At 65.9% G+C, this 23507-nt stretch carries 14 protein-coding genes; 9 read left to right on the top strand and 5 right to left on the bottom strand.

From position 1 onward, the window contains the following. The first annotated feature begins 62 nt into the window (after positions 1 to 62). Positions 63 to 557, top strand: coding sequence for a hypothetical protein (locus HB860_RS10975; protein ID WP_139439436.1), 495 nt, complete (start codon positions 63 to 65; stop codon positions 555 to 557). On the opposite strand, the gene HB860_RS10970 is transcribed toward HB860_RS10975, so the two are convergent. Next, positions 520 to 2160 carry an EAL domain-containing protein gene (locus HB860_RS10970; RefSeq protein ID WP_247626667.1) on the bottom strand — a complete coding sequence of 547 codons (1641 nt, stop codon included), beginning with the start codon at positions 2158 to 2160 and terminating at the stop codon, positions 520 to 522. The genes HB860_RS10975 and HB860_RS10970 overlap by 38 nt on opposite strands. 187 nt (positions 2161 to 2347) lie before the next feature. Here HB860_RS10970 and glgC point away from each other — a divergent pair, with 187 nt between their 5' ends. After that, the gene (gene glgC / locus HB860_RS10965; protein WP_025326674.1) at positions 2348 to 3622 is read left to right on the top strand and encodes a glucose-1-phosphate adenylyltransferase; all 1275 of its coding nucleotides are present in this window, start codon (positions 2348 to 2350) and stop codon (positions 3620 to 3622) included. Positions 3623 to 3685: 63 nt separating this feature from the next. Here glgC and HB860_RS10960 read toward each other — a convergent pair whose 3' ends face one another. The 3 genes from HB860_RS10960 to HB860_RS10950 all read right to left on the bottom strand — a co-directional run bounded on the left by HB860_RS10960 (position 3686) and on the right by HB860_RS10950 (position 6690). Continuing rightward, positions 3686 to 5683, bottom strand: coding sequence for a hypothetical protein (locus HB860_RS10960; protein WP_247626666.1), 1998 nt, complete (start codon positions 5681 to 5683; stop codon positions 3686 to 3688). Between the two features lie 158 nt (positions 5684 to 5841). Beyond that, positions 5842 to 6393 (bottom strand): lipoprotein, encoded by a 552-nt coding sequence (locus tag HB860_RS10955; protein ID WP_247626665.1) that lies wholly within the window; start codon positions 6391 to 6393, stop codon positions 5842 to 5844. 129 nt (positions 6394 to 6522) lie between these two features. Further along, on the bottom strand, positions 6523 to 6690 hold the full coding sequence (locus HB860_RS10950) for a hypothetical protein (RefSeq protein WP_247626664.1): 168 nt from the start codon (positions 6688 to 6690) through the stop codon (positions 6523 to 6525). Between the two features lie 25 nt (positions 6691 to 6715). Here HB860_RS10950 and HB860_RS10945 point away from each other — a divergent pair, with 25 nt between their 5' ends. From HB860_RS10945 to HB860_RS10915, 7 genes are all read left to right on the top strand, one after another. Next, positions 6716 to 7894 carry an isochorismate synthase gene (locus HB860_RS10945; protein WP_247626663.1) on the top strand — a complete coding sequence of 393 codons (1179 nt, stop codon included), beginning with the start codon at positions 6716 to 6718 and terminating at the stop codon, positions 7892 to 7894. Between the two features lie 156 nt (positions 7895 to 8050). Beyond that, positions 8051 to 9718, top strand: a complete 1668-nt coding sequence (locus HB860_RS10940) for a (2,3-dihydroxybenzoyl)adenylate synthase (protein ID WP_247626662.1) — start codon at positions 8051 to 8053, stop codon at positions 9716 to 9718. A 23-nt stretch (positions 9719 to 9741) separates the two neighbouring features. Then, positions 9742 to 10650, top strand: coding sequence for an amonabactin biosynthesis bifunctional protein AmoB (gene amoB / locus HB860_RS10935; RefSeq protein WP_247626661.1), 909 nt, complete (start codon positions 9742 to 9744; stop codon positions 10648 to 10650). After that, on the top strand, positions 10647 to 13760 hold the full coding sequence (gene amoF, locus HB860_RS10930) for an amino acid adenylation domain-containing protein (protein WP_247626660.1): 3114 nt from the start codon (positions 10647 to 10649) through the stop codon (positions 13758 to 13760). Before amoB ends, amoF begins: the two co-directional genes overlap by 4 nt. Before the next feature lie 20 nt (positions 13761 to 13780). Next, positions 13781 to 14530 carry an amonabactin biosynthesis protein AmoA gene (gene amoA / locus HB860_RS10925; protein WP_247626659.1) on the top strand — a complete coding sequence of 250 codons (750 nt, stop codon included), beginning with the start codon at positions 13781 to 13783 and terminating at the stop codon, positions 14528 to 14530. Positions 14531 to 14544: 14 nt separating this feature from the next. After that, on the top strand, positions 14545 to 20793 hold the full coding sequence (locus tag HB860_RS10920) for a non-ribosomal peptide synthetase (RefSeq protein WP_247626658.1): 6249 nt from the start codon (positions 14545 to 14547) through the stop codon (positions 20791 to 20793). Continuing rightward, entirely contained in the window at positions 20790 to 22337 is a 1548-nt protein-coding gene (locus tag HB860_RS10915; protein WP_247626657.1) for an amino acid adenylation domain-containing protein, read from the top strand. The genes HB860_RS10920 and HB860_RS10915 overlap by 4 nt, the downstream gene beginning before the upstream one ends. An 83-nt stretch (positions 22338 to 22420) precedes the next feature. On the opposite strand, the gene HB860_RS10910 is transcribed toward HB860_RS10915, so the two are convergent. Then, the gene (locus HB860_RS10910) at positions 22421 to 23359 is read right to left on the bottom strand and encodes an ABC transporter substrate-binding protein (protein ID WP_139439734.1); all 939 of its coding nucleotides are present in this window, start codon (positions 23357 to 23359) and stop codon (positions 22421 to 22423) included. Positions 23360 to 23507: the final 148 nt, after the last annotated feature.

Below are 23507 nucleotides of genomic sequence, written 5' to 3'. Positions count from 1 at the left end.
TTTGGCTTTGCACCCGTCGCCGAGATGGGTCATCATCAACCCTTTGCCGATCGGGAGGTGCCATGTTTGTCTTTGACGTGACCACAGCGGCGGGCGCGCGGGCCCGGATCCGGGTGCAGGCGCTGGACTGGGGCCAGAGCGGTCCCGTGACCTTCCAGTGCGACAGCGACGCCCTGGCCCTGGTGCTGCTGACCGGCTGCCGCTGCGATGCGGTGGGCTATTTCGATCTGCTGGCCGGTTGCAAGCCGCTCTATGTGGAGCAGTGGCTCGCCTACCTGCAGGAGAGCGGCCATCTCGACAAGCAGAGCTGCCAGCTGGAGAGCCCGTCCCAGGAGGACTATCTGGCCCGGGCCGGGCTGGATGACGAAGAGCTCAATGCTCTGCTGGGACAGGTCTACAAGGTGGCCGGCTTCAATCGCCTGCAGATCAACCGTTACCTCAAGAACCGCCACAACCCGACCATGCTGGCGACCCGTTACGATCAGAAGGAGCTGGAGCGCTATCGCCAGCTCAATGACATCATTCTGACCTTGCTGAAGTTGAAACGTCCCCAGTGAAGATCCCCGGATGGGGAATGTCGGGCCTCAGCTCCTGGGGCCGTGCGATCAGATACCCCTGCAATCCGTCCACATACATGCCTTGCAACAACTGCTTCTGACCGAGCTCCTCCACCCCTTCCGCTATCACCAGACAGCCCATGCGATGGGAGACGTCGACTATCATCCGCACGAACTGCTGGTTGGCGATGTCCCGCTCCAGGGTGCCAAGCAGCAGCGGATCCAGCTTCACATAGTCCGGCCTCAGCTCATGAAGCAGGGTGAAGGAGTCCATCCCCTTGCCGAAGTTGCGAATGGTGGAGCGACTGCCATGGCGCCTGAGCAGTTCAAACAGCCGCTTTCCACCGACCATGTTGTGTTTCAGGTGCTCTTCATCCAGGGCGAAGACCAGATTGGCGCTGATGTTCGCATCCTTTTGCAGCTGGTGATCAAACCAGATCAAAAAGGCGCTGTTCTGCAACAGGCAGATGGAGAGGTTGATCCCCCAGCGGTGGGGCTGCTGGTCGAAGGCGCGATACTGGCGCATGACATGGGTGATCAGCATCTGCTCCAGCCGCATCAGCATTTCCAGTCGCTGCGCCATGGCAAAGAGCGTGTCTGTGGGGAGCTGTATGCCCTCTCGATTGCTGAAGCGGGCAGAGATGTCCTGGTAGGGCACCATGTCCCGATTGAACGACTGCACCGGCTGGCTGTAGAGCGTGATGCAATCCGGCTGCGACAGCAGATCCTCCAGCACTCTCTTCCAGTGCTGCTGGCCATGGAGGTTGCTGGAGTGATCATGCTGCTGGATGGCCCAGCCGTTGATGGTTTCAGTCTGGGCCCGTGCCAGGGCGAGATCGGCGCGGGCCAGGATAGCCTCGATATTCTGCGCGCGGGAGAGCTGGGTCAGCCCTGTGTAGGCCACGTTTTCCAGCTCCCGCTCCCGATGATAGTGATCGAAGGCCCGCTTGAACTCCTGTCCCAGCAAATGGGGCGGAATGTTGATGTCAGAGGGGAGCAGCACCGCAAAATCAGAGCCCGAGATGCGATAGACCTGGTGCCCGGGAAAGCGGTTGACCACCAGATTGATGAGGTTGGAAATATCCCGGATGTAGGCATCCCCGGACTGGAAGCCGCGCTGGGCGTTGAGGCGGGCAAGCTCGGTGGCGCGGATCAGCACCAGGATGGCGGTCTGGGTCGTCTCCTGCAGCAGCAGCTCGGTGAGATCGCGCCTGAACGCATGGCGGTTGCGCAGGCCCGTCATCTCGTCCTGGGTCGCCTGCTGCTGCAGCTCGCTTATCTGGCGATGTGCATCGAGTTCGGCTTCACTGAAGGAGGCAAGCAGCTGGCGTAGCGCCGTTTGTGCCTGCGGACTCTCCAGCATGGCGGGATCCCGTTGTTGCAGCGCCAGCAGCCAGCGCTGCTCCTGCCTCTCCCGCTCCCCCTTGCGCACGCTGTGGGTGAGAAAGAGCAGCAGGGCAAAACCGATGAGGGTGGTCATCAGGACCAGCAGCAGGGTGAGGGGGGAGGCCGGAGGCGCAAGCCAGAGCCCCTGCAGCAACAGCATGGGAATGCAGACCAGGGCGCTGACCAGCAGCAGATTTCCCTCGTGTTTATTCAACATCGTTTCATCCTTGATGATGCTCGTGATGTAGAAATTCTAACCAAGCCGCCGGCACAACGCTTGAGTACTCACGCAACTCCATGAAAAGGGCCGTCGGAAAGCGACTAAATGTGAGTGAAAACACTTTCACAGTTCGCAAAAAAAGCGAAGATGGGTTGAAAACAGCCCCAACAGAGCAGAGGTAGATATGTTGCTAGAACCCGTAGACACAGCCAAAGCACGGCAACTATTGAATCAGAGTATGGCCTTGGTGCTCGCAGGGGGACGCGGTAGTCGCCTGAAGCAGTTGACCGACAATCGCGCCAAGCCTGCCGTCCATTTCGGCGGCAAGTTCCGCATCATCGATTTCGTGCTTTCCAACTGCATCAACTCCGGCATTCGCCGGGTGGGTGTGGTCACCCAGTACAAGTCCCACAGCCTGCTGCGCCACCTGCAATCCGGCTGGTCCTTCCTGCGCTATCAGATGAACGAGTTCATCGATCTGCTGCCCGCCCAGCAGCGGGTGGACGAGGTGCACTGGTATCGCGGCACCGCCGATGCCATCTACCAGAACGTCGATATCATTCGTGACTACGGCCCCAAATACATAGTGGTGCTGGCGGGGGATCACATCTACAAGATGGACTACGCCGCCATGCTGCTGGATCACGTGCGCCTCGGCGCCAAGGTGACGGTGGCCTGCATCGAGGTGCCGCGCGCGGAGGCGTCCGCCTTCGGGGTCATGGACATCGACGAGCAGCGCAAGATCCGCGCCTTCGTGGAGAAGCCGGCCAACCCGCCCGCCATGCCGGGCAATGACCAGGTCTCCCTGGCCTCCATGGGGATCTACATCTTCGATGCGGAATACCTCTATCAGCTGCTGGAGGAGGACATCCACAACCAGGAGTCCAAGCACGACTTCGGCATGGACGTGATCCCGCGCATCGTGGGAGAGGGCAAGGCCTTTGCACACCCCTTCACCATCTCCTGCGTCGGGGCCAAGGAGGGACAAAAGCCCTACTGGCGCGACGTGGGAACCCTGGACTCCTTCTGGGAGGCGAACATGGATCTCGCCTCCGTGGTGCCCGAGCTCGACATCTATGACGAGAACTGGCCCATCTGGACCAGCCAGAACATGTCGCCCCCCGCCAAGTTCGTGCAGGACAGAAACGGTCAGCACGGCATGACCATCAACTCCATGTTCGCGGGCGGCTCCATCGTCAGCGGCTCCTTCGTGCTGAACTCGGTGCTCTTCACCAATGTGCGGGTGCACTCCTTCTGCACCCTGGATCAGGCGGTGATCTTCCCCGGGGTCGAAGTGGGGGCGGGCTGCCGCCTGCGCCGGGTGGTGGTGGACAAGGGCTGCAAGCTGCCCGATGGCCTGGTGGTGGGGGAGAACGCGGACGAGGATGCCCGTCGCTTCTACCGCTCCGAGCAGGGCATAGTGCTGGTGACCAAGGAGATGCTGGCCAAGCTCGCCTGATGAGATCGAGACCAACAAAAAGGGAGCCGTATAGGCTCCCTTTTTCATGCGGTCATCGCCGACTTATTCGCTGACGATGGCCTTGCCGGCCATCACCATGGCGGTGCCGTGCTTGCCACCGGCGGCGGTCACCTGGGGCACGCCGTCTTCGTCGGTGTCACCACCGGCGCCGTCGATGACGTTCTCGCCGGAGTCGCCGACCCACTCGGCCATCTGCATGCCGCCGTTGACGGTGCCACGGAACCAGCTGACGTACTGCTGGGTCAGCTTGGCCAGCTCCAGCTCGGGGGCCTTCTCGGCCCCTTCGTTGCGCAGGTTCAGCATGGCGGAGCGCAGGGCGCCGGAGATGGCGGCCTGGGTCCAGGGGGTGTATTCACCCTGCTTGCCCGCCAGCCAGGTGCCCGCCTTGGCATTGAAGTAGGCCTTGTCGGTGGCGATGAAGAGATCCCGTGCGGCAGTGCGGTACTTGGCATCCGAGGTGGCCAGGAAGGCGGCGGTCAGGCCACGGATGGCGGCAAATTGCGCCTCCATGGATTGACCGGCGTCCAGCGCCCCGCCCAGGGTCAGGCCGTCGTGGACCAGGCCGTTCTTGCCCACCAGCTTGCCGAGGATGAAGTCAGCCTGCTTGCGTACCAGCTCGAGTGCCTGTTGACCCTGCCGGGTCTTGAGGTTCAGCTCGCCGTTGTCACCGGCGGCGTAGCCGACCGGCAGGGCATCCTGGGCGCGCTGGAAGATCTGCAGGGCGACCAGGGCGTAGGCGGCGTCGAAGGTGGTGACGTGAGTGCCCTGCTTGCCACCTTGCCAGCTGTCCACCAGGGTACCGGCCTTGGGCTCGAAGTGCAGGGCGGCCAGGTTCTTGAAGGTCAGGTTGGAGAGATTCAGCGCCAGGGAGAAGGCATCGCTGCCCGCCACCGCCTTGCCCAGATCATTGGCCTTGTTGGCGGCCGGGGCCGCGGCAAACGGGGCGCCGTCAAACACGGCGTGGAAGGCCGGGTTCTGGTTGGTGTTGGCCGTGCGCTGATCGCTGAAGGCGTAGAACTCGGAGAGCGGCCACAGCAGCATCCAGGCGTCGCGCAGCTGGGCGGAGCCGTCCACCACCTCCAGCTTGCCGATGGCGCCGACCTCATTCTTGCTGGTCTCGGTCACTTTCACCTGATGGGGGAAGTAGACGACCCCCTTGGCCGGATCGTACTGGGGGCTGATCTTGGCGCCGAGCTGCTTGCCGTCGAAGCCGAGCTGGTTCTGCATGATGGCCAGCTTGTCGATGGACTGCTCGGTCAGCATCATGCCGTTGAAGCCGTCGGCGGCAGAGACGCCAAGCTTGTGCTTGCCATCCTGATCCATGGTGGCGGACGCGGCTTCCACCTCTTCATCGCTCTCGGCCACGTGCATGCCGCCGAGGAAGTCCTGGGACCACATCACTTCCTTGAGCAGTATGCCGCCCACGGCCGCCGGCACCAGCAGGTTGTCACTGCCGCTCCAGCGCAGGGTGGCGTAGTCGCGGAAGTAGGCCGGCAGCTGGGTCTTGACCGCTTTTTCCGTGCCCTTGGCGGTCTTGATGGTGAGCTGATCGCCGTTGACCGGGGCGGCGTTCACCGCCTGGGCGAACTCCGGATTGGCGGAGGCGTAGGGCAGGGAGAGGGGATACATGCCCTGGGGCACTTCATCGGCCGGGAAGCCGACGGCGTCGGCCATGGCCAGCACCCGCTTGCCAAGGTCGGCCAGGGTGCCGCCACGGGCCAGGTTCTGCGGCCCGTTCACCAGGTGCGGGCCCATGCCGGACTGGTAGTTGAGGGCGTACATCGCCTCTTCGGAATACTCGTAGGATTCGATGCCGGCGGCGAAGTCGAAGGGGGTCGGCTCATCGGCGCGGTTGGCGTCCAGCACGTCCAGATCCAGCCCCAGGGCCTCGGCCAGCGGCTCGCCGGAGAGTTCGAATTCAGTATAGGCCAGCATGCTGGCGGCGGTGTTGAAGGTCTTGTCTTCCACCTTGACGGCAGCGTGCGCGGCGCTGCTGAGCAGTGCACAGGCGATCGCCTGCACCAGTACGGTCTTTCTCATGTCCTTTTCACCCATATGTTTGATTTTATTATGACGCTTCTCATGAATCTAAATGAGAATGGTGTGCATTATGAGGCAAGGGAGGGAACTTTAGAAGCGAAAAACCGCGCCCCGGGTCCCGGGAATAGGGGGGCGCGGCGGCAGGGGTTAGGTAGGGGTTACATCAGCTTGAAGGGGATCACCAGGCGACCCGGCTCCACCTTGAGGGCCTCGACCTTCTCCTTGATACGCGCCTCGTTCTTGCGGCTGCCATCGAGCCGATAGACGGGGGTCTGGGAGAGGAAGAGGGAGAGGGACTGGTTGAAAGTGGGCAGCAGCGGGGTGAGGGCGGCGCCCACGTCGGCCGGCTCTGTCTTGACCGAGATGAGTTCGAGGTCACGCAGGTAGATGGCGCCCTGCTCCGCCACATAGTCCGGACGTGCGCTGAGGGAGAGGCGGATCTTCATCTGCTGGCTGCCAAGGGGGCTCGCCACCTGCAGATCGCCGGCGGCATCCAGCTCGACCCTGTCGGTCTGGTTGCGACCGATGCGACTCTCCATGTCGTCCAGGCGGATCTTGCTCGACATGATGCCGGGGATCCCCAGCTGTTTCTCGAAGGCGACTCGCTCCTTGAGGTACTGGTTGATCTCGCCCTCGCTGACGCTGTACTGGGTGAGGGAGCAGGCCGCCAGCAGCAGGGCGAAGGGGAGCAGAAGCAGGTGCTTTAACATGGGAAGGTTCCATCAAATGGGTGGCAACAACGGATGGCGCCATCTTAGGGGCAAAGCGGGTCGGCCGCCAGTGGAGGCTCCCTCGTCCCGTTTCTGTCGCATCCCCCATATGGGGATGGCAATTCGTGTTCATTCGAGTAGCGTTGTCATCCCCTGCGCCAGCAGGCCCGCCACGGCGCCATGGCGCCAATATCCACAGAAAAGCCCCTGTTTTATCGACTCAAAATCCCATTGACCCCGTGATTTCAAAGCGAGTATTTTACCGCCGCACAAAGTCAAACTGATAATCATTATCATTTTGAATCTTCTTTGAGGGTGTAACGTGAATACTCGAGTAATGGAAAATGGCGCACCTGCCGAGGCGAAGATGTCGCCTGATTTCTTGTTTACCTCGGGTCAGGGCACGATCAGTGCCACTGACCTGGGCCAGCCCATCACCACCCCCGCCTGTGAATGGCCTTTGCTAGAACAGCAGATTGCCGACGCGCTGGCTGCCGCCAGGGCCGCCGGCCAGGCCAATCCCTTGCTGATCGGCGCCTTCGCCTTCGACCCGGCGGAAGCCTCCTGTCTCTATGTGCCCGGCCGCTATGAGCGGGGCGATCGTCCTGTCCCGTTGGCACAGGCGGTGGCAGAGCAGGCCGCCGAGACCAACAGTGTCATCTCGGTGCAGAGCACCCCGGCGTCTGGCGAATTCCAGGCCTCGGTGAGTGCTGCGCTGGATGCGTTCGCCCAAGGCAAGCTCGCCAAGGTGGTGCTGTCACGCAAGCTCACCCTTACCCTGCATCAGCCCGCCGACCCTAAGCGGGTGCTGGCCCGTCTGATGGCCCAGAATCCCCACGCCTTCCACTTCTCCCTGCCGCTCGGCCAGGGCCGCCGCCTGCTCGGCGCCAGCCCGGAGCTGCTGCTGCGGGTCAGCGGGGGAGAGGTGTTCACCCACCCGCTGGCGGGCTCCGCCAGACGGGCGAGCGAACCGGCGCAGGACGAGGCGGTGGCCCGGGAGCTGCTGGCCTCTCGCAAGGATCAGCATGAACACAAGTTGGTGATCGACGAGATCCGCCGGGTGCTGACGCCTCACTGCCGCGAGCTGGCGATCCCCTCCCACCCTTCCCTGATGAGCACGGACACCCTCTGGCATCTGGGCACCCCCATAGCGGGACAGCTGCACGGCAGCGATGCTTCGGTGTTGTCGCTTGCCTGCCAGCTCCATCCTACCCCGGCCCTGTGCGGTTATCCCACGGATCTGGCTCGCGAGTTCATCCGCGAGCAGGAACCTTTCCGGCGTGCCCTGTTCAGCGGCATCGTCGGCTGGTGCGACAGCCAGGGCAACGGCGAGTGGGCCGTGGTGATCCGCTGCGGCGTGCTCGATGGCCACCAGGTGGAGCTGTTCGCCGGCGCTGGAATCGTCGCGGGCTCGGATCCCGCCATGGAGTGGGCCGAGACCGGCACCAAGCTGGGCACCATGCTCAAGGCCCTGGGCCTGAGTCCGGAGGTGGCGCAATGAGCCAACGTCAATACCTGGGCTGGCCGAGCGGGCAGCCGAATCTGAAAGCCCTGGGCCTGAGTCCGGAGGTGGCGCAATGAGCCAACGTCAATACCTGGGCTGGCCGAGCGGGCAGCCGAATCTGAACGCCCTGGGCCTGAGTCCGGAGGTGACGCCATGACTCGGTCTAACCGCTTCCTGCCCTATACCCGCTGGCCCGACGCGTTGGCGGAGCTGTACCGCGCCAAGGGCTATTGGCGCGGTGAGCCCCTGACCGCCATGCTGGCGTGTCAGTGCGAGCTGGCCCCCGATGCCGAGGCCATCCTCTGCGGCGAGCGTCGCTTCAGCTATGGCGAGCTGGACGCCGCCTCGAGCCGGCTGGCCGCAAATCTGGTCCGCCACGGCCTGGGAGTGGGAGATACCGCCCTGGTGCAGCTCCCCAACGTGGCCGAGTTCTATCTGGTGTTCTTCGCCCTGCTCAAGGCCGGCATAGCGCCGGTCAATGCGCTCTTTAGTCACAACCGGCTGGAGCTGGTGTCTTACGCAGAGCAGATTAAACCCCGCCTCTTTGTCGGTTCGCTGGCCCATCCGCTGTTTGCGACCAAGGGTCGCGAGAGCGAGCTGCTGGCAACCATAGGCGCAGAGCTGGTGTTGCTGGATGGTGACGCGGGAGAGCTGAGCCTGGCCCATTGGCTAGGGGAACTGGATACCGATGGCGCAGCATCTCCCGCCTTTGGCCCGACTCCGGCGGACGAGGTGGCCTTCTTCCAGCTCTCCGGCGGCAGCACAGGCACCCCCAAACTCATCCCCCGCACCCACGACGACTACCTCTACAGCGTGCGCCGCAGCAATGAAATCTGTGAATTGGGGCCCCACACCCGCTATCTGTGCGCCCTGCCGGCACCCCACAACTTCCCCCTGAGCTCCCCGGGTGCCCTGGGGGTATTCGAGGCGGGCGGCACCGTGGTGCTGGCGCCGGATCCCAGCCCCATCAGCTGTTTCCCGCTGATCACCCGCCACCGGGTCAACCTCACCTCGCTGGTGCCGCCGGCGGTCTCCCTCTGGCTGCAGGCTGCCGAAGCGGACTCCGCTGCGCGCACTCAGCTCGAGAGCCTCGACTTGCTGCAAGTGGGCGGCGCCAAGCTGGGGGAGGCGGTGGCCAGCAAGATAGGGCCGCTGCTCGGCTGTAGGCTGCAGCAGGTGTTCGGCATGGCGGAGGGCTTGGTCAACTACACCCGGCTGGACGACCCGGACGAGAAGGTCATTCACACCCAGGGTCGCCCCATGAGCCCGGACGACGAGGTGCGCATCCTCGATGAGGCGGGCAACCCGGTCGCCCTCGGCCAGCCTGGCGCCCTGCACACCCGCGGCCCCTATACCTTCCGCGGTTACTTCCAGAGCCCGGCCCACAACGCCCGGGTGTTCGATGCCGAGGGCTTCTACTGCTCCGGCGATCTGGTGGTCCAGGATGCCGATGGTTACCTCACCGTGGTTGGGCGACAGAAGGATCAGATCAACAGAGGCGGCGAGAAGATCGCGGCGGAAGAGGTGGAAAACCAGTTGCTGCACCACCCGGCCATCACCCATGCGGCCTTGGTCTCCATGCCCGACAGCGCCATGGGGGAGAAGAGCTGCGCCTTTATCGTCACCACAGAGCCGGGTCTCAAGGCGCTGGCCTTGCGCAAGTTTCTGCGCGAGCGCGGGGTGGCGGACTTTAAGCTGCCCGACCGTTTCGAAACCCTGGATGCCCTGCCCATGACGGCGGTGGGCAAGATTGACAAGCAGGGGCTGCGGGCGCGCATTGCGCACCTCATCGCCGCCGGCAATCCCCTGACAACAGCATAAAACTAACAAGGAATCATGACGTTATGGCTATCCCAACCCTGAACAACTACGCCATGCCCAGCCAGTGGAAGGCCAACAAGGTCAACTGGTCTCTGGATCCCAAGCGCGCCGCCCTGCTGATCCACGACATGCAGGAGTACTTCACCGCCTTCTACGGCGAGAACAGCCCGCTGATCGCGGCCCTGACCGAGCGCCTGGCCGCCGTGCGCAAGCAGTGCAAGGCCCTCGGCATTCCGGTCTTCTACACCGCCCAGCCCAAGGATCAATCCCCTGAAGATCGCGCCCTGCTCAACGACATGTGGGGCCCGGGTCTCAACAAACGGCCCGAGCAGCAGCAGGTGGTGGCCGCGCTGCGCCCGGAGCGTGACGACACCGTGCTGGTCAAGTGGCGCTACAGCGCCTTCCAGCGCTCCGAGCTCGAGCAGATGCTCAAAGCGCTGGGGCGGGATCAGCTGATCATCGGCGGCATCTACGGCCATATCGGTTGCATGATGACCGCCTGCGACGCCTTCATGCGCGACATCCAGCCCTTCTTCCTGGCGGACGGGGTGGCGGACTTCTCCCTGGCCGACCACCAGATGGCGCTCGACTACGTGGCGACCCGCTGCGGCAAGGTGATCCCCTGCGAGGAGGTGCTGGCGCTCGCTCCGGCTTCCGTTTCTGCCGCCCAAACCAATCCGTTACTGACGTACGAGGGGCTCAAGGCACGGCTGCTGAGTCATATCGACGAGGAGGAAGGGGAGTTTGACCCCGACGAGAACCTCATCGACTACGGTCTGGATTCGGTGCGGATCATGGCCCTGCTCACCGAGTGGCGCGCCGCCGGGGTGGAGCTCGGCTTCGTGGACTTGGCCAAGCTGCCGACCCTCAACGGCTGGTGGCGCCTCATCGAGGCCAAACTGGCAGCCCAGGCCCTGGAGGTGACTCCATGAGCCGCTTCCCCTTGACCATACCCCAGCAGGGGCTCTGGTCCGGTCATCTGCTGAACGACGACAAGGCGATGTTCAACACCGCCGAGTGCATCGCCTTCGACGGCAAGGTCGAGGCGGCCGTGCTGGTGGCCGCCCTTGCCAGGGCGGTGGGGGAGTGCGAGGCGCTCAAGGGCCATTTCGAGCAAGACGGCGAGACGGTCTGCTTCGTCCCGGCCGAGCTGCCCCTAGCCTATGAAGAGGTCTCCCTCGAGCGCGATGACGAGACGCTGGCCCGCGCCTGGGCCTGGGCCGATCTGCGCCGCCCGTTCGAGCTGACCCAAGAGGCGCCCTGCCGCTTCGCCCTGCTGCGCGGCCCTGGCCGCGATTATCTCTACAGCTGCGTGCACCACATCGCCCTCGACGGCTTTGGCACCACCCTGCTGTTCCAGCGCATCGCCGAGCTGTATGCAGAGGTGCTGGCCGGTGAGATGGACTCCCCATCTCCCTTCGGCTCGTTGGCTGAGGTGCTGGCGGAAGAGGCGAGCCGCGAGCAGAGCGGCAAGAACGCCGCCACCCGCACCTTCTGGCAGGATCAGTTGCAAGACTGGCCCGAGGTGAAGTCCTTTGGCGAGACCCGCGCCCCCATCGCGGCCGAATTTATCCGCGAGAGCCGCCCACTGCCGGCGGCGCTCTGGCAATCCCTGACCGGCTTTGCCGACGAGCACAAGCTGGGCTGGCCCGATCTGCTGCTGGCCGGCCTCTCTGCCCAGCTCTCTTTGGCAAGCGGCCAGCGCCAGACCCTGCTCGGCCTGATGATGATGAACCGCATCGGCTCGGCGTCCCTGACCGTGCCCTGCATGCAGATGAACATTACCCCCCTTGCTCTGGAGCTCGAAGAGGGGTTGGATCTGGAGGGAGCCGCCAGCGCCGTGGCCAAGGCCAAGCGTGGCGTGCGCAAGCACCAGCACTACCGCTACGAGCTGCTGCGCCGCGACCTCGGTCTGGTGGGGGGCGAGAAGCGCTTGTTCGGCCCCCTGGTCAACATCATGCCGTTCGATCACGCCCGTCGCTTCGGGCCGCTCGAAGCCCATATTCTTAACATCAGCGCCGGCCCGGTGGAGGATCTCACCATCGAGGTGCAGGTCGGCGTCGATGGCCAGCCACGCCTGGATCTGGATGCCAACCCCGGCTGCTACCGGCAGGCGGATCTGGCAGCCATCGCCGATACCCTGTTTGCCCTGCTGGGCCGCTGGCTGGCCGAGCCCGCCCAGACCCTGGGTGCGCTCAAGGCCGACTGGCTGGCGGAGCAGCGAGCCAGCGCCCTGATCGCCGGCCCCACCCACGAGGCTATCCAGGTGCGCCCGGTGCTGGAGGCGCTCTGCCACTTCGCCGCCCAGACCCCAGACAAGATAGCGCTGGAGCAGGGAGAGACCCGCTTCAGCTACGAGGCGCTGCTGGCCCGATCCGAACAGATGGCGGCCGCTCTGCAGGCCGAAGGCGTCGCCCCCGGCGACAAGGTGGGGGTCATGCTGGCCCGCACCCCCCAGGCCATCTTCGCCCAGCTGGCGGTGCTCTTGGCGGGCGCCGTCTACGTGCCACTCGACCCCGAGCAGCCCCTGGAGCGTCAGGGCCATATCCTGCGGCTGGGGGAGGTCAAGACCCTGATCACCCAGGCCGAGTACCGTCACAAGCTGGCCAGCCTGTTCGAGGGACGCACCCTCCTGGCGGGGGATCTGGTGAGCGATAACCGCTTGAACCAGCCGGCTGCCGGCCGCGCCGTCGCCTACCTGATGTTCACCTCGGGCTCCACCGGTCTGCCCAAGGGGGTGGCGGTCAGCCACGGCGCGCTGGATCACTTCGCCGCCGCCGCCCGCTGCCGCTACCACCTGGGCGAGGGGGCGCGGATGCTGCAATTCGCCCCCTTCAACTTCGACGCCAGCATCGAGGAGGTGTTCGCCACCTTGAGCGCCGGCGCCACCCTGGTGCTGCGCACCGACGCCCTGCTCGAATCCATGCCCGCCTTTGCGGCCGGGGTGGAGCAGATGGGGATCACCCACCTCGACCTGCCCACCGCGTTCTGGAACGAGTGGGTGGTGGCGCTGACGGCGGGTCAGGCCCAGATACCTTCCGGGTTGGCCACCGTTATCATCGGCGGCGAGGCGGTCTACCCCGAGCAGCTGGCCCAGTGGCAGCGCCAGGGCCGCGCCGATGTGCGCCTCTTCAACACCTACGGCCCCACCGAAACGACCGTGGTGGTGACCACCCAGGAGCTGCAGCAGGAAGATCCGAGCCAGGCCCAGCTACCCATCGGCCTGCCGCTCCCCGGCATGCAGGCGCTCATCCTGGGGGCGGGGGAACAACCTGCCGAGGAAGGCGAACTGGTGCTGCTCGGCCCGCAGCTGGCCAACGGCTATGTGGGCAGCGCGCAGAGCGCGAATGTGCAGAGTGCGCAGGGCGGTTTCGGCGCCCTGCGGATCGGTGAGGAGGATGTACCCGTCTATCGCACCGGCGATCGGGTGCGCTTGGTGGCTGGCCGGCTGGTCTACCTCGGCCGGCGCGACAACGAATTCAAGATAAGTGGCTATCGCATCCAGCCCGGCGAAGTGGAGGCCCAGCTGCTGGCTCTGCCCGGGGTGGACGAGGCCTGCGTGCAGGGGGTGAGCCAGGGCAGCGTGCGCCGGCTGGTGGCCTTCGTGGCGGGGCCTGAGCGCGACAGCCGGGTCATCAAGGCGCAGCTGGCCAGGGTGCTGCCTGCCGCCATGATCCCCACCGACTATCGCCACTATGACCAGCTGCCCCGCACCGGCTCCAACAAGCTGGATCGCAAGGCCTTGCTGGCCGCCTACCAGGCGGGCGGCGAAGCCCTGACCTTGGGCAGCGAGACCGAGAACCGGGTCGGCGCCATCTGGCAGCAGATCCTGGGGCTCGCCACCATGGCGCCGGCGGACAACTTCTTCGAGTTGGGGGGCCAGTCCCTGCAGACCATCCAGATCGTCAACCGGCTCGGCGCCGAGTTCGGGGTGCAGGTCAAGGTCTCCGACGTGTTCGATCACCCGCGCCTCGACGACTTCTGCCGTTTCCTCGACGGCCTGCTTTCCGAGGACGAAGAGAGCGTGGAGATGGTGTGGTGATGAGCAAGGAGCAACAAGCAATGGCCTTTGATTTCACTGGCAAGCGGGTCTGGGTGACCGGGGCCGGGCGCGGCATCGGCCGCGAGGTGGCAACGCAGTTCGTGGCGGCCGGAGCAATCGTGGTGGGGCTGGATCTGGCGTTTCCCGAAGCGGACTACCCCTATGCCACCCGGCTGCTCGATATCGGCGACTCGAAGGCGGTCAACGCCTGCTGCGCAGCGCTGCTGGCGGACGGCGGGCTCGATGTGCTGGTGAACGGGGCCGGGGTGCTGCGCCTCGGTTCTACCGAAACCTTAAGCGATGACGACTGGCACGACTGCATGACGGTCAACGCCAGCGGTGTCTTCTATCTGCTGCGGGCCCTGGTGCCCCACTTCAAGGGGCAGCAGCGCGGTGCCATCGTCACCATCGGCTCCAACGCCGCCCATGTGCCGCGCATGCAGATGGCGGCCTACTGCGCCTCCAAGGCGGCGGTCACCAGCCTGACCCAGACGGTGGGGCTGGAGCTGGCCCCCTTCGGCGTGCGTGCCAACCTGGTGTCGCCGGGCTCGACGGATACCCCCATGCTGCGCGGCATGCTGCCGGACGAGGGGGCCATGGCCCGCACCATTGCCGGGCTGCCGGAGCAGTTCAAGCTCGGCATCCCCCTGCGCAAGGTCGCTACCCCGGCGGAGATCGCCCATACCGTCCTCTTCCTGGCCTCGGATCTGGCCAGCCACATCACGCTGCAGGATCTGGTCGTCGATGGCGGCGCCACCCTGAGTGCCTGAGGCTTGAGAAACAGATGAACAATATGATTTTGCTGTTGAAACAGCTGGAGCGGCAGGGGGTCAAGCTGGCTCTGAACGAGAAAGGCCAGCTTATCTCCCAGTCGAGCAAGGAGGCGGTGACGCCAGCCATCGGCGCCACCATCAAGGCCCACAAGGATGAGCTGGTGCGCTGCCTGGCGGCCCGCGCCGCCTTCGAGGCGCCCATTGTCGCCGAGGGCGCCCTGCAGGGGCCGCTCTCGTCCTCCCAGAGCGGGCTCTGGTTTATCGAGCAGTACGAGGAGGCCTCCCACCTCTACAATATGCCGGTCTACTTTCGCGTTAAGGGAGAGCTGGACACGGCGGCGCTGGAGTTTGCCTTCGACCACCTGTTTGCCCGCCACCCCAGCATGCGCACTCGCTTCATCAAGGACGAGGCGGGCAGGGGGGCTCAGGAGATCCTGCCCCACACGCCCTTCAAGTTGCAGATTGAGGACGTGAGCGCAGAGCCCATTGTCGAGCGTGAGGCCTATGTGGCCCGCCGGGTGCGCGAGGAGATCGGGCGTCCCTTCTCCCTGACCCAGGGGGATCTCAGCCGGGTGCACCTGATCCGCCTCGGCAGCCGCGAGCACGTGCTGCTGATCACCCAGCACCACATCATCTCCGACGGCTGGTCGGTCAAGAACATGTTCGCGGATCTCAAGCGCGCCTTTCTTGCGCATCAGAACCGCGAGCCCCTGCAGCTGAGCGAGCTACCGCTCACCTACATCGACTATGCCCGCTGGTTCAACTCACCGCGCTTTCTCGATTATCACGCCGAGTTCAAGCCGTTCTGGGTCGACCGGCTCGGTGGCAGCCCCGAGGTGCACGGTCTGCCGCTCGACAAGCCGCGCCCGGCCCATCAGGACAGCGGGGGCGAGCTGGTCTTCTCCACCATCGACAACGAGTTGTGGGAGAGCTTCAAGCGCCTCTGCCAGCGCCACAGCACCTCCAACTTCATCGGCCTGCACGCCCTGTTTGCCTTGCTGATGGTGCGCCAGAGCGGCGAGAAGGAGGTGGTGATCGGCACCCCGCTCGCCTATCGTGAGCGCCACGAGATCGAGTCCCTGGTGGGCTTTTTCGTCAATACCCTGGTGCTGAGAACCCAGCTGACAGGGCGGCCCAGCTTTGTCGACTACCTGCAGCAGTGCCGGGAGGAGGATCTGGCGGCCTTCGATCACCAGCTCTACCGATTCGAGGCGCTGGCCGAGGCCATTGGCGCCGATCGCACCACCGCCATCAACCCCATCTTCCAGATCATGCTGGTTTATCAGGCCAAGGTGGACTTCAACGATCTCATCCCTGGCTGCCAGCTGGTGGAGGAGACCTCGCCTGTGCTGCCGGCCAAGACCGACATCTCGGTCAAGGTGACCGAGCTGATGGACTCCGTCAGGGTGGACTGGCTGTTTGCCACCGCATTGTTCGAGCGAGAGACCATCCAGGCTCTTGCCGATCGCCTGCTGCACCTGATGCGCGCCGTGGTGGCGGCTCCCGAGACCGACATCTGGCAGTTGCCGCTGGAGGCGGGCACCGACCAGGCAGCGCTCGCCGCACAGCTTGCCGAGCTGCCGCTGGACTACCCGAGTCGCGACACCCTGCTCTGTCATATCGAGCGGCGCGCCGGGAAGTCGCCGGACGCGCTGGCGGTCAGCGACGGTGCGCAATCTTTGACCTATGGCGAGCTGGAGGTGCGTGCCAACCGGCTGGCCCACTGGTTGCTGGCTTGCGGCGTCACCCCGGGCGCCGCCATCGGCATCCAGGCGAGACGCGATGTCGCCTTTGTCATCGCCCTGCTCGCCTGCTGGAAGGCGGGGGCGGCCTATGTGCCGCTCGACCCTGCCTATCCCGCCGAGCGGCTGGCCCATATCCTCACCGACGCTGGCATCAGCCTGGTACTGGGTGGCGTGCCGGATGGGCGCCTTGGCGAGGCGCTGGCGGGCACGACTGCCGCGTATCACGATCTGCACCAGCTTGCGCTGGACAAGATGCCAACCAGCACGCCTGCACTGCCTCGGGACGCCGCCATGCTGGCCCAGATCATCTACACCTCCGGCAGCACCGGCCTGCCCAAGGGGGTCATGGTGGAGCAGGGCAGCCTGGTCAACCTGATGGCGGATCACGGCGAGCGCATCGCCCTTGAGAGCGGTGGGGCCATGTTCAACTGCATGTCCCTCTCGTTTGATGCGGGCAACATGACCAGCTTGCTGCCCCTGTACTGCGGCGCGGCCCTGCACTTCGGCGAGCCGGGGGAGGGGGTGATCGGTGCCGCGATCGCGCGGGGTGCCAGCCACATGATCCTGCCCACGGCGCTGTTGGCGAATCTATTGCCCCCGGCGGATCTCGGATCGCTGCGGGCCATCGGCTTTGGCGGCGAGGCGTGCCCGAGCAGCCTGGTGGAGCGTTGGGGGGAGCGGGTGGCGCTCTACAACATGTACGGCCCGACCGAGTGCACCGTCACCGCGCTCTGCGCGCGGCTCACCCCGGGGGCGCCCATCACCATAGGTCGCCCCGTCAACAACCTGAAGGCGCTGATCCTGGACGAGGCGGGCAACCTCTGCCCGGTGGGGGTGCCCGGCGAGCTCTGCCTGGCGGGGCTGGGGCTGGCCCGCGGCTATCTCAATCTGCCAGAGCGCACCCAGGAGGCCTTTATCGAGCTGGCGCTGGCTGATCGTACCCATCGCCTCTATCGCACCGGCGATCGGGCCCTTATGCGCCGCGACGGCAACATCCAGTATCTGGGCCGGATAGACGAGCAGATCAAGCTGCGGGGCTATCGCATCGAGCCGGGTGAGATAGAGACCCGGCTTGCCGAATTGTGCCCGGCGATGCGCCAGATCAAGGTGGTGGTGCAGGAGGGTCGCCTGCTGGCGTATGCCTGTCTGCAGGCCGGGGAAAACGAGCCCGACGGCGATGCCCTGCTGCAGCGGGCCGGCGAGTGCTTGCCCGAATACATGGTGCCAGCACGCCTCTGCTGGCTGCCCGAGATGCCGCTCACCCCCAACGGCAAGCTGGACCTGCGCCGTCTGCCCGCCATCGTCTGGCAGCAGAGCAAGGGCGAGCCGCAAAACGCACTGGAGCAGACAGTGCTTGCCATCTGGCAAGGGGTGCTCAAGCAGCCCCTCGGGGTGGAGGATGACTTCTTCCGCTTAGGCGGTGACTCCATCCTCAGCATCCAGCTCACCACCCGGTTGCGGGATGCGGGGCTGCACTGCAGCGTGAAGGACGTGTTCGAAGCCAAGACGGTGCGCCGCCTCTGCCGCCAGCTCGGCCAGCAGCAGGCGGTCAGCCACAGGAGCGAGCAGGGCAGCCTGACCGGCGAGTTCCCGCTTCACCCCATTCAGCACTGGTTCTTCGAGCAGGGCTTTGCCAGGTCCGGTCACTGGAACCAGGGGGTGATACTGCGCCTGCCAGCCGGGGTGGAAGACGAGGCCCTGCGCGGCTGGCTGGATGCGTTGCGCCAGCACCACGATGCCCTGCGCCTGGCGGTGACCCCGACCGGCCAGCGCTACCTGGCCGAGCTGCCATTGCCGCCGCTGCCGACCCTGGATGCCGGCAGCCTCGATGAGGCCGGGCTGCAGGCCCGCCTGACCGAACTGCAGGGGGATCTCGATCCTGCCTGTGGCCATACCCTGGCCTGGGCCCGCCTGCGCAATTTGATGGTGGACGGGGAGACGGTGGAGGGGCTCTTCCTAGCCTTCCATCATCTGGTGATCGATGCGGTCTCCTGGCGCATTCTGGCCGAGGATCTGGCCCGGGTGAGCAGGGGCGAGCCGCTGCCCGCCAAGGGCAGCAGCTATCGCCAGTGGGGCGAGGGGCTCGCGGTCTACGCCAAACGGGAAGAGGAGCAGATGGGCTTCTGGCTGGCTCAGGGGGAGGGCAGCCAGGGTCACTTGCTGGAAGCGGCTCGTGCTGCCGATGGCCGCGCCGCCGCCAGCCTGCTGCAACTGAGTCAGGAGACCACGGCCCGCCTCATCGACACCGCCAACCAGGCCTATTTCACCCGGGTGCCAGACCTGTTGCTGGCGGCACTGACCCGCACCCTGAGCGAGCAGGGTTACGGCAACCGTCACTGCGTGATGCTGGAAGGACACGGCCGCGAGGCCATCGATGCCGAACTCGATGTGAGCCGTACCCTGGGCTGGTTCACCAGCACCTACCCGCTGGCGCTGGAGGATGCCAGGGAGTGGGATGCGCTGGTGTGCGCCACCAAGGAGCGGCTGCGCGCCGTGCCGGACAAGGGGGTGGGCTTCAACGCCCTGCGCCTGCACCATCCCCGTGGGCAGGAACTGCCCCAGGCCCTTGTCGTCTTCAACTATCTGGGGGTCAGCCATCAGGGGGAGGCCGCTCAGCCCTGGCAGCCCCTGCCCGTGGCGCCGGGGGCTCCCTCTTCGCCGGACAACCTGCCGCGGGAGCTCATCAGCCTGCACGGGGGCGTCTATGACGGCCGCCTCACCCTGCGCCAGGTGGGCGCCCTCAACCAGCAAGGGAGCGACGCCCTGATGGCGCGGCTGGCGGACAACCTGACGGCGCTGGTGGAGCACTGCTGCACCCGGGCGGCTCCGCACCACACCCCGAGCGACTTCCCGGGGCTGGGACTCTCCCAATCTGCGCTCGATAGGGTGCTGGCCGGGCGCGAGGTGGAGACCCTGCTGCCCATGACGTCGCTTCAGCAGAGCATGTTCCATCACAGGGCGCTGGTGCCCGGTGACACGGCCTATCACCTGCAGACCGAGATCGACTATCACCAGCCGCTGGACGTGGCGGTCTACCGTCAGGCCTGGCAGGGGCAGATCGCCCGCTGGCCGGCCCTTCGCAGCGAACTGGTGCTGGCGGACGGAGTCGCGCTGCAGCGCATCATGAAGCGCGCCGAGCTGCCGTTCCACTATGAGGACTTGTCCGAGGTGGAAAATGCAGAGGCACGGATCCAGGCCTATCGCCAGCAGGATCTGGCCCGCCCGATCCCGCTCGAGCAGGCACCTCTGCTGCGCCTTGCCTGCTTCAAACTGGCCCCCGATCACCACAAGGTTGTCTTCAGCGCCCATCACGGCGTGCTGGATGGCTGGAGCGGCCCGGTGTTGCTGGGGGCGCTGCATCACGGCTATCAGGCGCTGATGAATGGCCTGCTACCGCAGCGAGATCCGGACACCGCCTGGTTCGAGTTTGGCCGCCATATCGTGAGCCAGACCCGCAGCGCCGACGCCTACTGGCAGGGGCGTGGCGAGCTGCTGGCCAGGCCCAACGATCTCGCCTGCCTGTTCGGGGTGGCGCTGGATCCCCAGCTGACCCGGTGCCATACCCAGCGTCGGCCTGCGGTGTGCGGCCAGCCCCTGGCACCGGCGCTGTCGCGCCAGCTGGAGAGCCGTGCCCGCGATCTTGGCGTGACTGCGGGCCTGTTGGCCCAATATGCCTGGCATCGTTTGCTGGCATGCCGCTCGGGCGATGCCGTCACCCTGGTGGGGAACGTGACCCCGGGCCGGGACTACCCCATCGAGGGGATCACCCAGAGCGTCGGCCTCTACATCAACAGCCTGCCGCTGGCCCTGGCGTGGTGCACCGAGCTGAGCCTGGCCGAGCATATCGCCCGGCTGCAGTCGGACCTGATGGCCCTCAACGAGCACGGCACCCAGTCGCTGGCGGCGCTGACGAAAGGGCGGGCGCGTCTGTTCCAGAGCCTGTTCGTGTTCGAGAACTACCCCATGCCGGCGGCCCCTGCCGCCCCCGAGCCCCACCAGCTGGTGCCGCGCTTTGGCGCCGTGGTGGAGAAGGTGGAGCTGCCGCTCTCCCTGGTGGTCAATGCCCGTGGCGGCCAGCTCAACCTGCGCCTCGAGTTCGACGGGGATCAGATCCCCATGGCGAAGGCCGAGGCCGTGCTGGCCGACTGGATAAGAGAGCTGGAATGGCTGGCGCAGGCGAGTCTGGCGCAATCGGCCAGATCCGAGGCGCCGACTCTGACGACGCAGGTGACCGCGCCCGCCGCAGGGGCTGAGCCCTGCCCGGCTGACATCCCTGTGGCGGCCCGCTCCCTGGTGGATCTGTGGCAGCGTCATGGCGGCGTGCCAGGGGGCTGGCAGCAGAGCCTGCAGGATCTTGGGGTGGACTCGGTGCAGCAGCTCGCCCTGCTGGCGGCCCTCAATGAGGCCTTTGCCGATGGGCGGGTCCCCCTCACCCTGGGGGATCTCAAGAGATATGGCTCCCCCAGCCGGCTGTTCAACCATTGGCTGGTGCGCCAGCCCGAGGAGGTGCTATGACGATGGCGATAGGCTCAGGCAAGGGGGCGGGGGGCGGGGCCAGGGAGCACTCCCTCGGCTCTCGGCTGGCGGCTTGCCTCGCCGCCACCCCGCTGGCCCCCGCCATCCGTATGGGCGTGGGCATGAGTGTGGAAATGGCAGAGACCCGGGATGGTGCAACCGCAGGGCAGTGGCTCAGCTACGGTGCGCTCAATGGGCGGGTCGAGCACGTCGCCGCCCGCCTGCAGGGGCTGGCGGTGGGAGAGCGGGTCGGCCTCTATCTCTCCCGCAGCCCGGATCTGGTGGCCAGCCTGCTGGCCTGCCTGCGGCTCGGCCTCTGCTTCGTGCCGCTCGAACCTGACTTTCCCCTGGAGCGGCTGCAGGGGATAGCCCGCCAGGCCAGGCTCTCGGCGGTGATCTGCGATGAGGAGGCGGGGACCCCGGACTTCGGTTGCCCCCTGCGCCCCCTCAAGGGGCCGGCAGCGGCAGGGCCCGTCTCCTGGCCCCAGGTGGATGACGCCCTGGCGGCCTACATGATGTTCACCTCGGGCTCCACCGGCGAGCCCAAGGGGGTGGTCATCAGCCGCCGGGCCCTGCTCTGTTTCCTCGACGGGATCCGCGAGCGGCTAGGACTCTCCCCGAGCTGCCACTGGCTCTTTATCACCACCCCGGCCTTCGACATCTCCTTGCTGGAGATGCTGGGGCCGCTCTGGGGCGGTGGCCGGCTGACGGTGGCGGGCGGCGAGCACAACAAGGATCCCCTGGGGATGCTGGCGCTGCTGGCGGCAGATCCTTCCATCAACGTCCTGCAGGCCACTCCGGCCTGCTGGCGCATGCTGCTCAAGGCCGGCTGGCAGGGGGACGATACCCTCACCGCCCTGTGCGGCGGCGAGGCGCTGGATATGGGGCTGGCCGAGCAGCTTTGCGCTCGCACCCGGCGGTTGTGGAACTGCTACGGGCCCACCGAGGCCACCGTCTGGTCCCTGGTGAGCGAGGTGCGCTGGCCACCGGCTGGGGGGCAGATCACCATCAGCCACAGCCTGCCCGGCTATCGCCACTGGGTGCTGGACGAAGCGGGGCGGCAGGTGCAGGAAGGGGAGGTCGGTGAGCTCTGCATCGAGAGCCCGGCCCTGTGCGAGGGGTACTGGCGCAAGCCCGCCCTGACGGCGACCGCCTTCCTGCGCCTGGGGAGCCATCGCCTCTATCGCACCGGCGATAGGGTACGACTGCTTGGGGCGGACAGCTTCCTCTATCTGGGGCGGCGGGACGATCAAGTCAAGCTGCGGGGCTTTCGCATCGAACTCGGGGAGGTGGAGGCGGGGCTGCGCCGTCAACCCGGGGTGCAGGAGGCTGCGGTGCGCCTGGTGGGCGAGGGGGACGAGGCCATGCTGGTGGGCTATGTGGAGGCGAAAAGCGGGGTGACCCTCCATCGCCTGGCCCTGCGCAAGGGGCTGCAGGCCACGCTCCCTCACTACATGGTGCCGGCGCGACTTATCCTGCTGGATGCCCTGCCCAAGACCGGCAGCGGCAAGCTCGATAGAAAGGCGCTGCCCCTGCCGGAGTAGCATTGCCCGTTGCTCGCAAGCGTTGATAAACAAAGAAGCCCGCATCAAGCGGGCTTCTTGTTGGCAGTCAACCGAGATGGGGATCAGTGCGCGATGGGGGCCGCGTCCGGCTTGGTGAGCAGCTGCTCGACGTCGTCGATCACCTTGAGGGCCGCCTGGGGGCCGCCGGTGGAGGTCCAGAGCGACCCGTCCACGGCGCCGAAGCGCTTGCCCTTGATGGCGCCAAGTTGCTGGAAGGCCGGGGTCTGCTCGGCCTGCTTCATGGCATCCACCGCATCGCCGCTGGTGCTCAGGGTGCCGACCACCAGCCAGTCACCGTCCAGCAGGTTGAGGGATTCGAGGCTCAGCGCCGGGGAGTGGGGGCTCTTGTCGCCGATCTGGTGGGCAGGGCGAGCCAGCCCCATCTCGGTGACCACGCTGCTGGCGAAGGTGCCGCCATGCATGTAGCTAGGCCCCTTGGGGTTCCAGCGCACTATGCTCACCTGCTCCCCCTGGTGCTTGGCGAGCTTGCTGCGGGCCTCTGCCAGGCGGGCGTCATACCGGGCGAGGAAGGCCTTGGCCTCGGCCTCCTTGTTCATCACATTGGCGCTGCGGTTGAACACGGTCTTCCAGGGCTCGCCCCAGTTGCCGGTGACGACTGTGGGGGCTATCTCCTTGAGCAGGGCCAGGAGCTCGGGCTTGGTCTGGCCGGTGAGGATGAGGTCGGGCTCCAGATCGATGAGTTTCTCCAGATTGGGGTTGTCCAGATCCCCGACCACCTGGATCTCCTTGCCCGCCATGCCCAGCAGATAGCGGGGCAGGGTGGACTGGCCGCGGCCGTTGACTGTGCCGACCGGTTGCACCCCCAGGGTCAGGGCGCTGTCGAGATCGAGCTCGCTCAGCACCACGACCCGCCGGGGCGCATCGGGGACAGTGTGGGTCTGGCCGTTGGCATCGAGCACCTGGCGGGTGCCTGCCTGGGCCTGAAAGCCGACCAGACTGGCCAGCATGAGCGCGGCGGCCAGGGGGGAGAAGATCTTCATGGTTACATCCTTAATGGGTGAAATCGGCGGCACGCTTGGCCCATGCAGGGCGGCCCCTGTTGGTCGTGCCTGCCAGTCAGCCTAAAACCGGGGTCCAAATGGGCGGGGACATGCTATCACAGAAGCGCAAGTGAGAAACATTGTCATT

This window comes from Aeromonas genomosp. paramedia (assembly GCF_023093515.1).
Classification (GTDB): domain Bacteria; phylum Pseudomonadota; class Gammaproteobacteria; order Enterobacterales; family Aeromonadaceae; genus Aeromonas.
The sequence above is the reverse complement of the archived record's forward strand: the minus strand, read 5'-3'. Positions and strand labels throughout refer to the sequence as shown.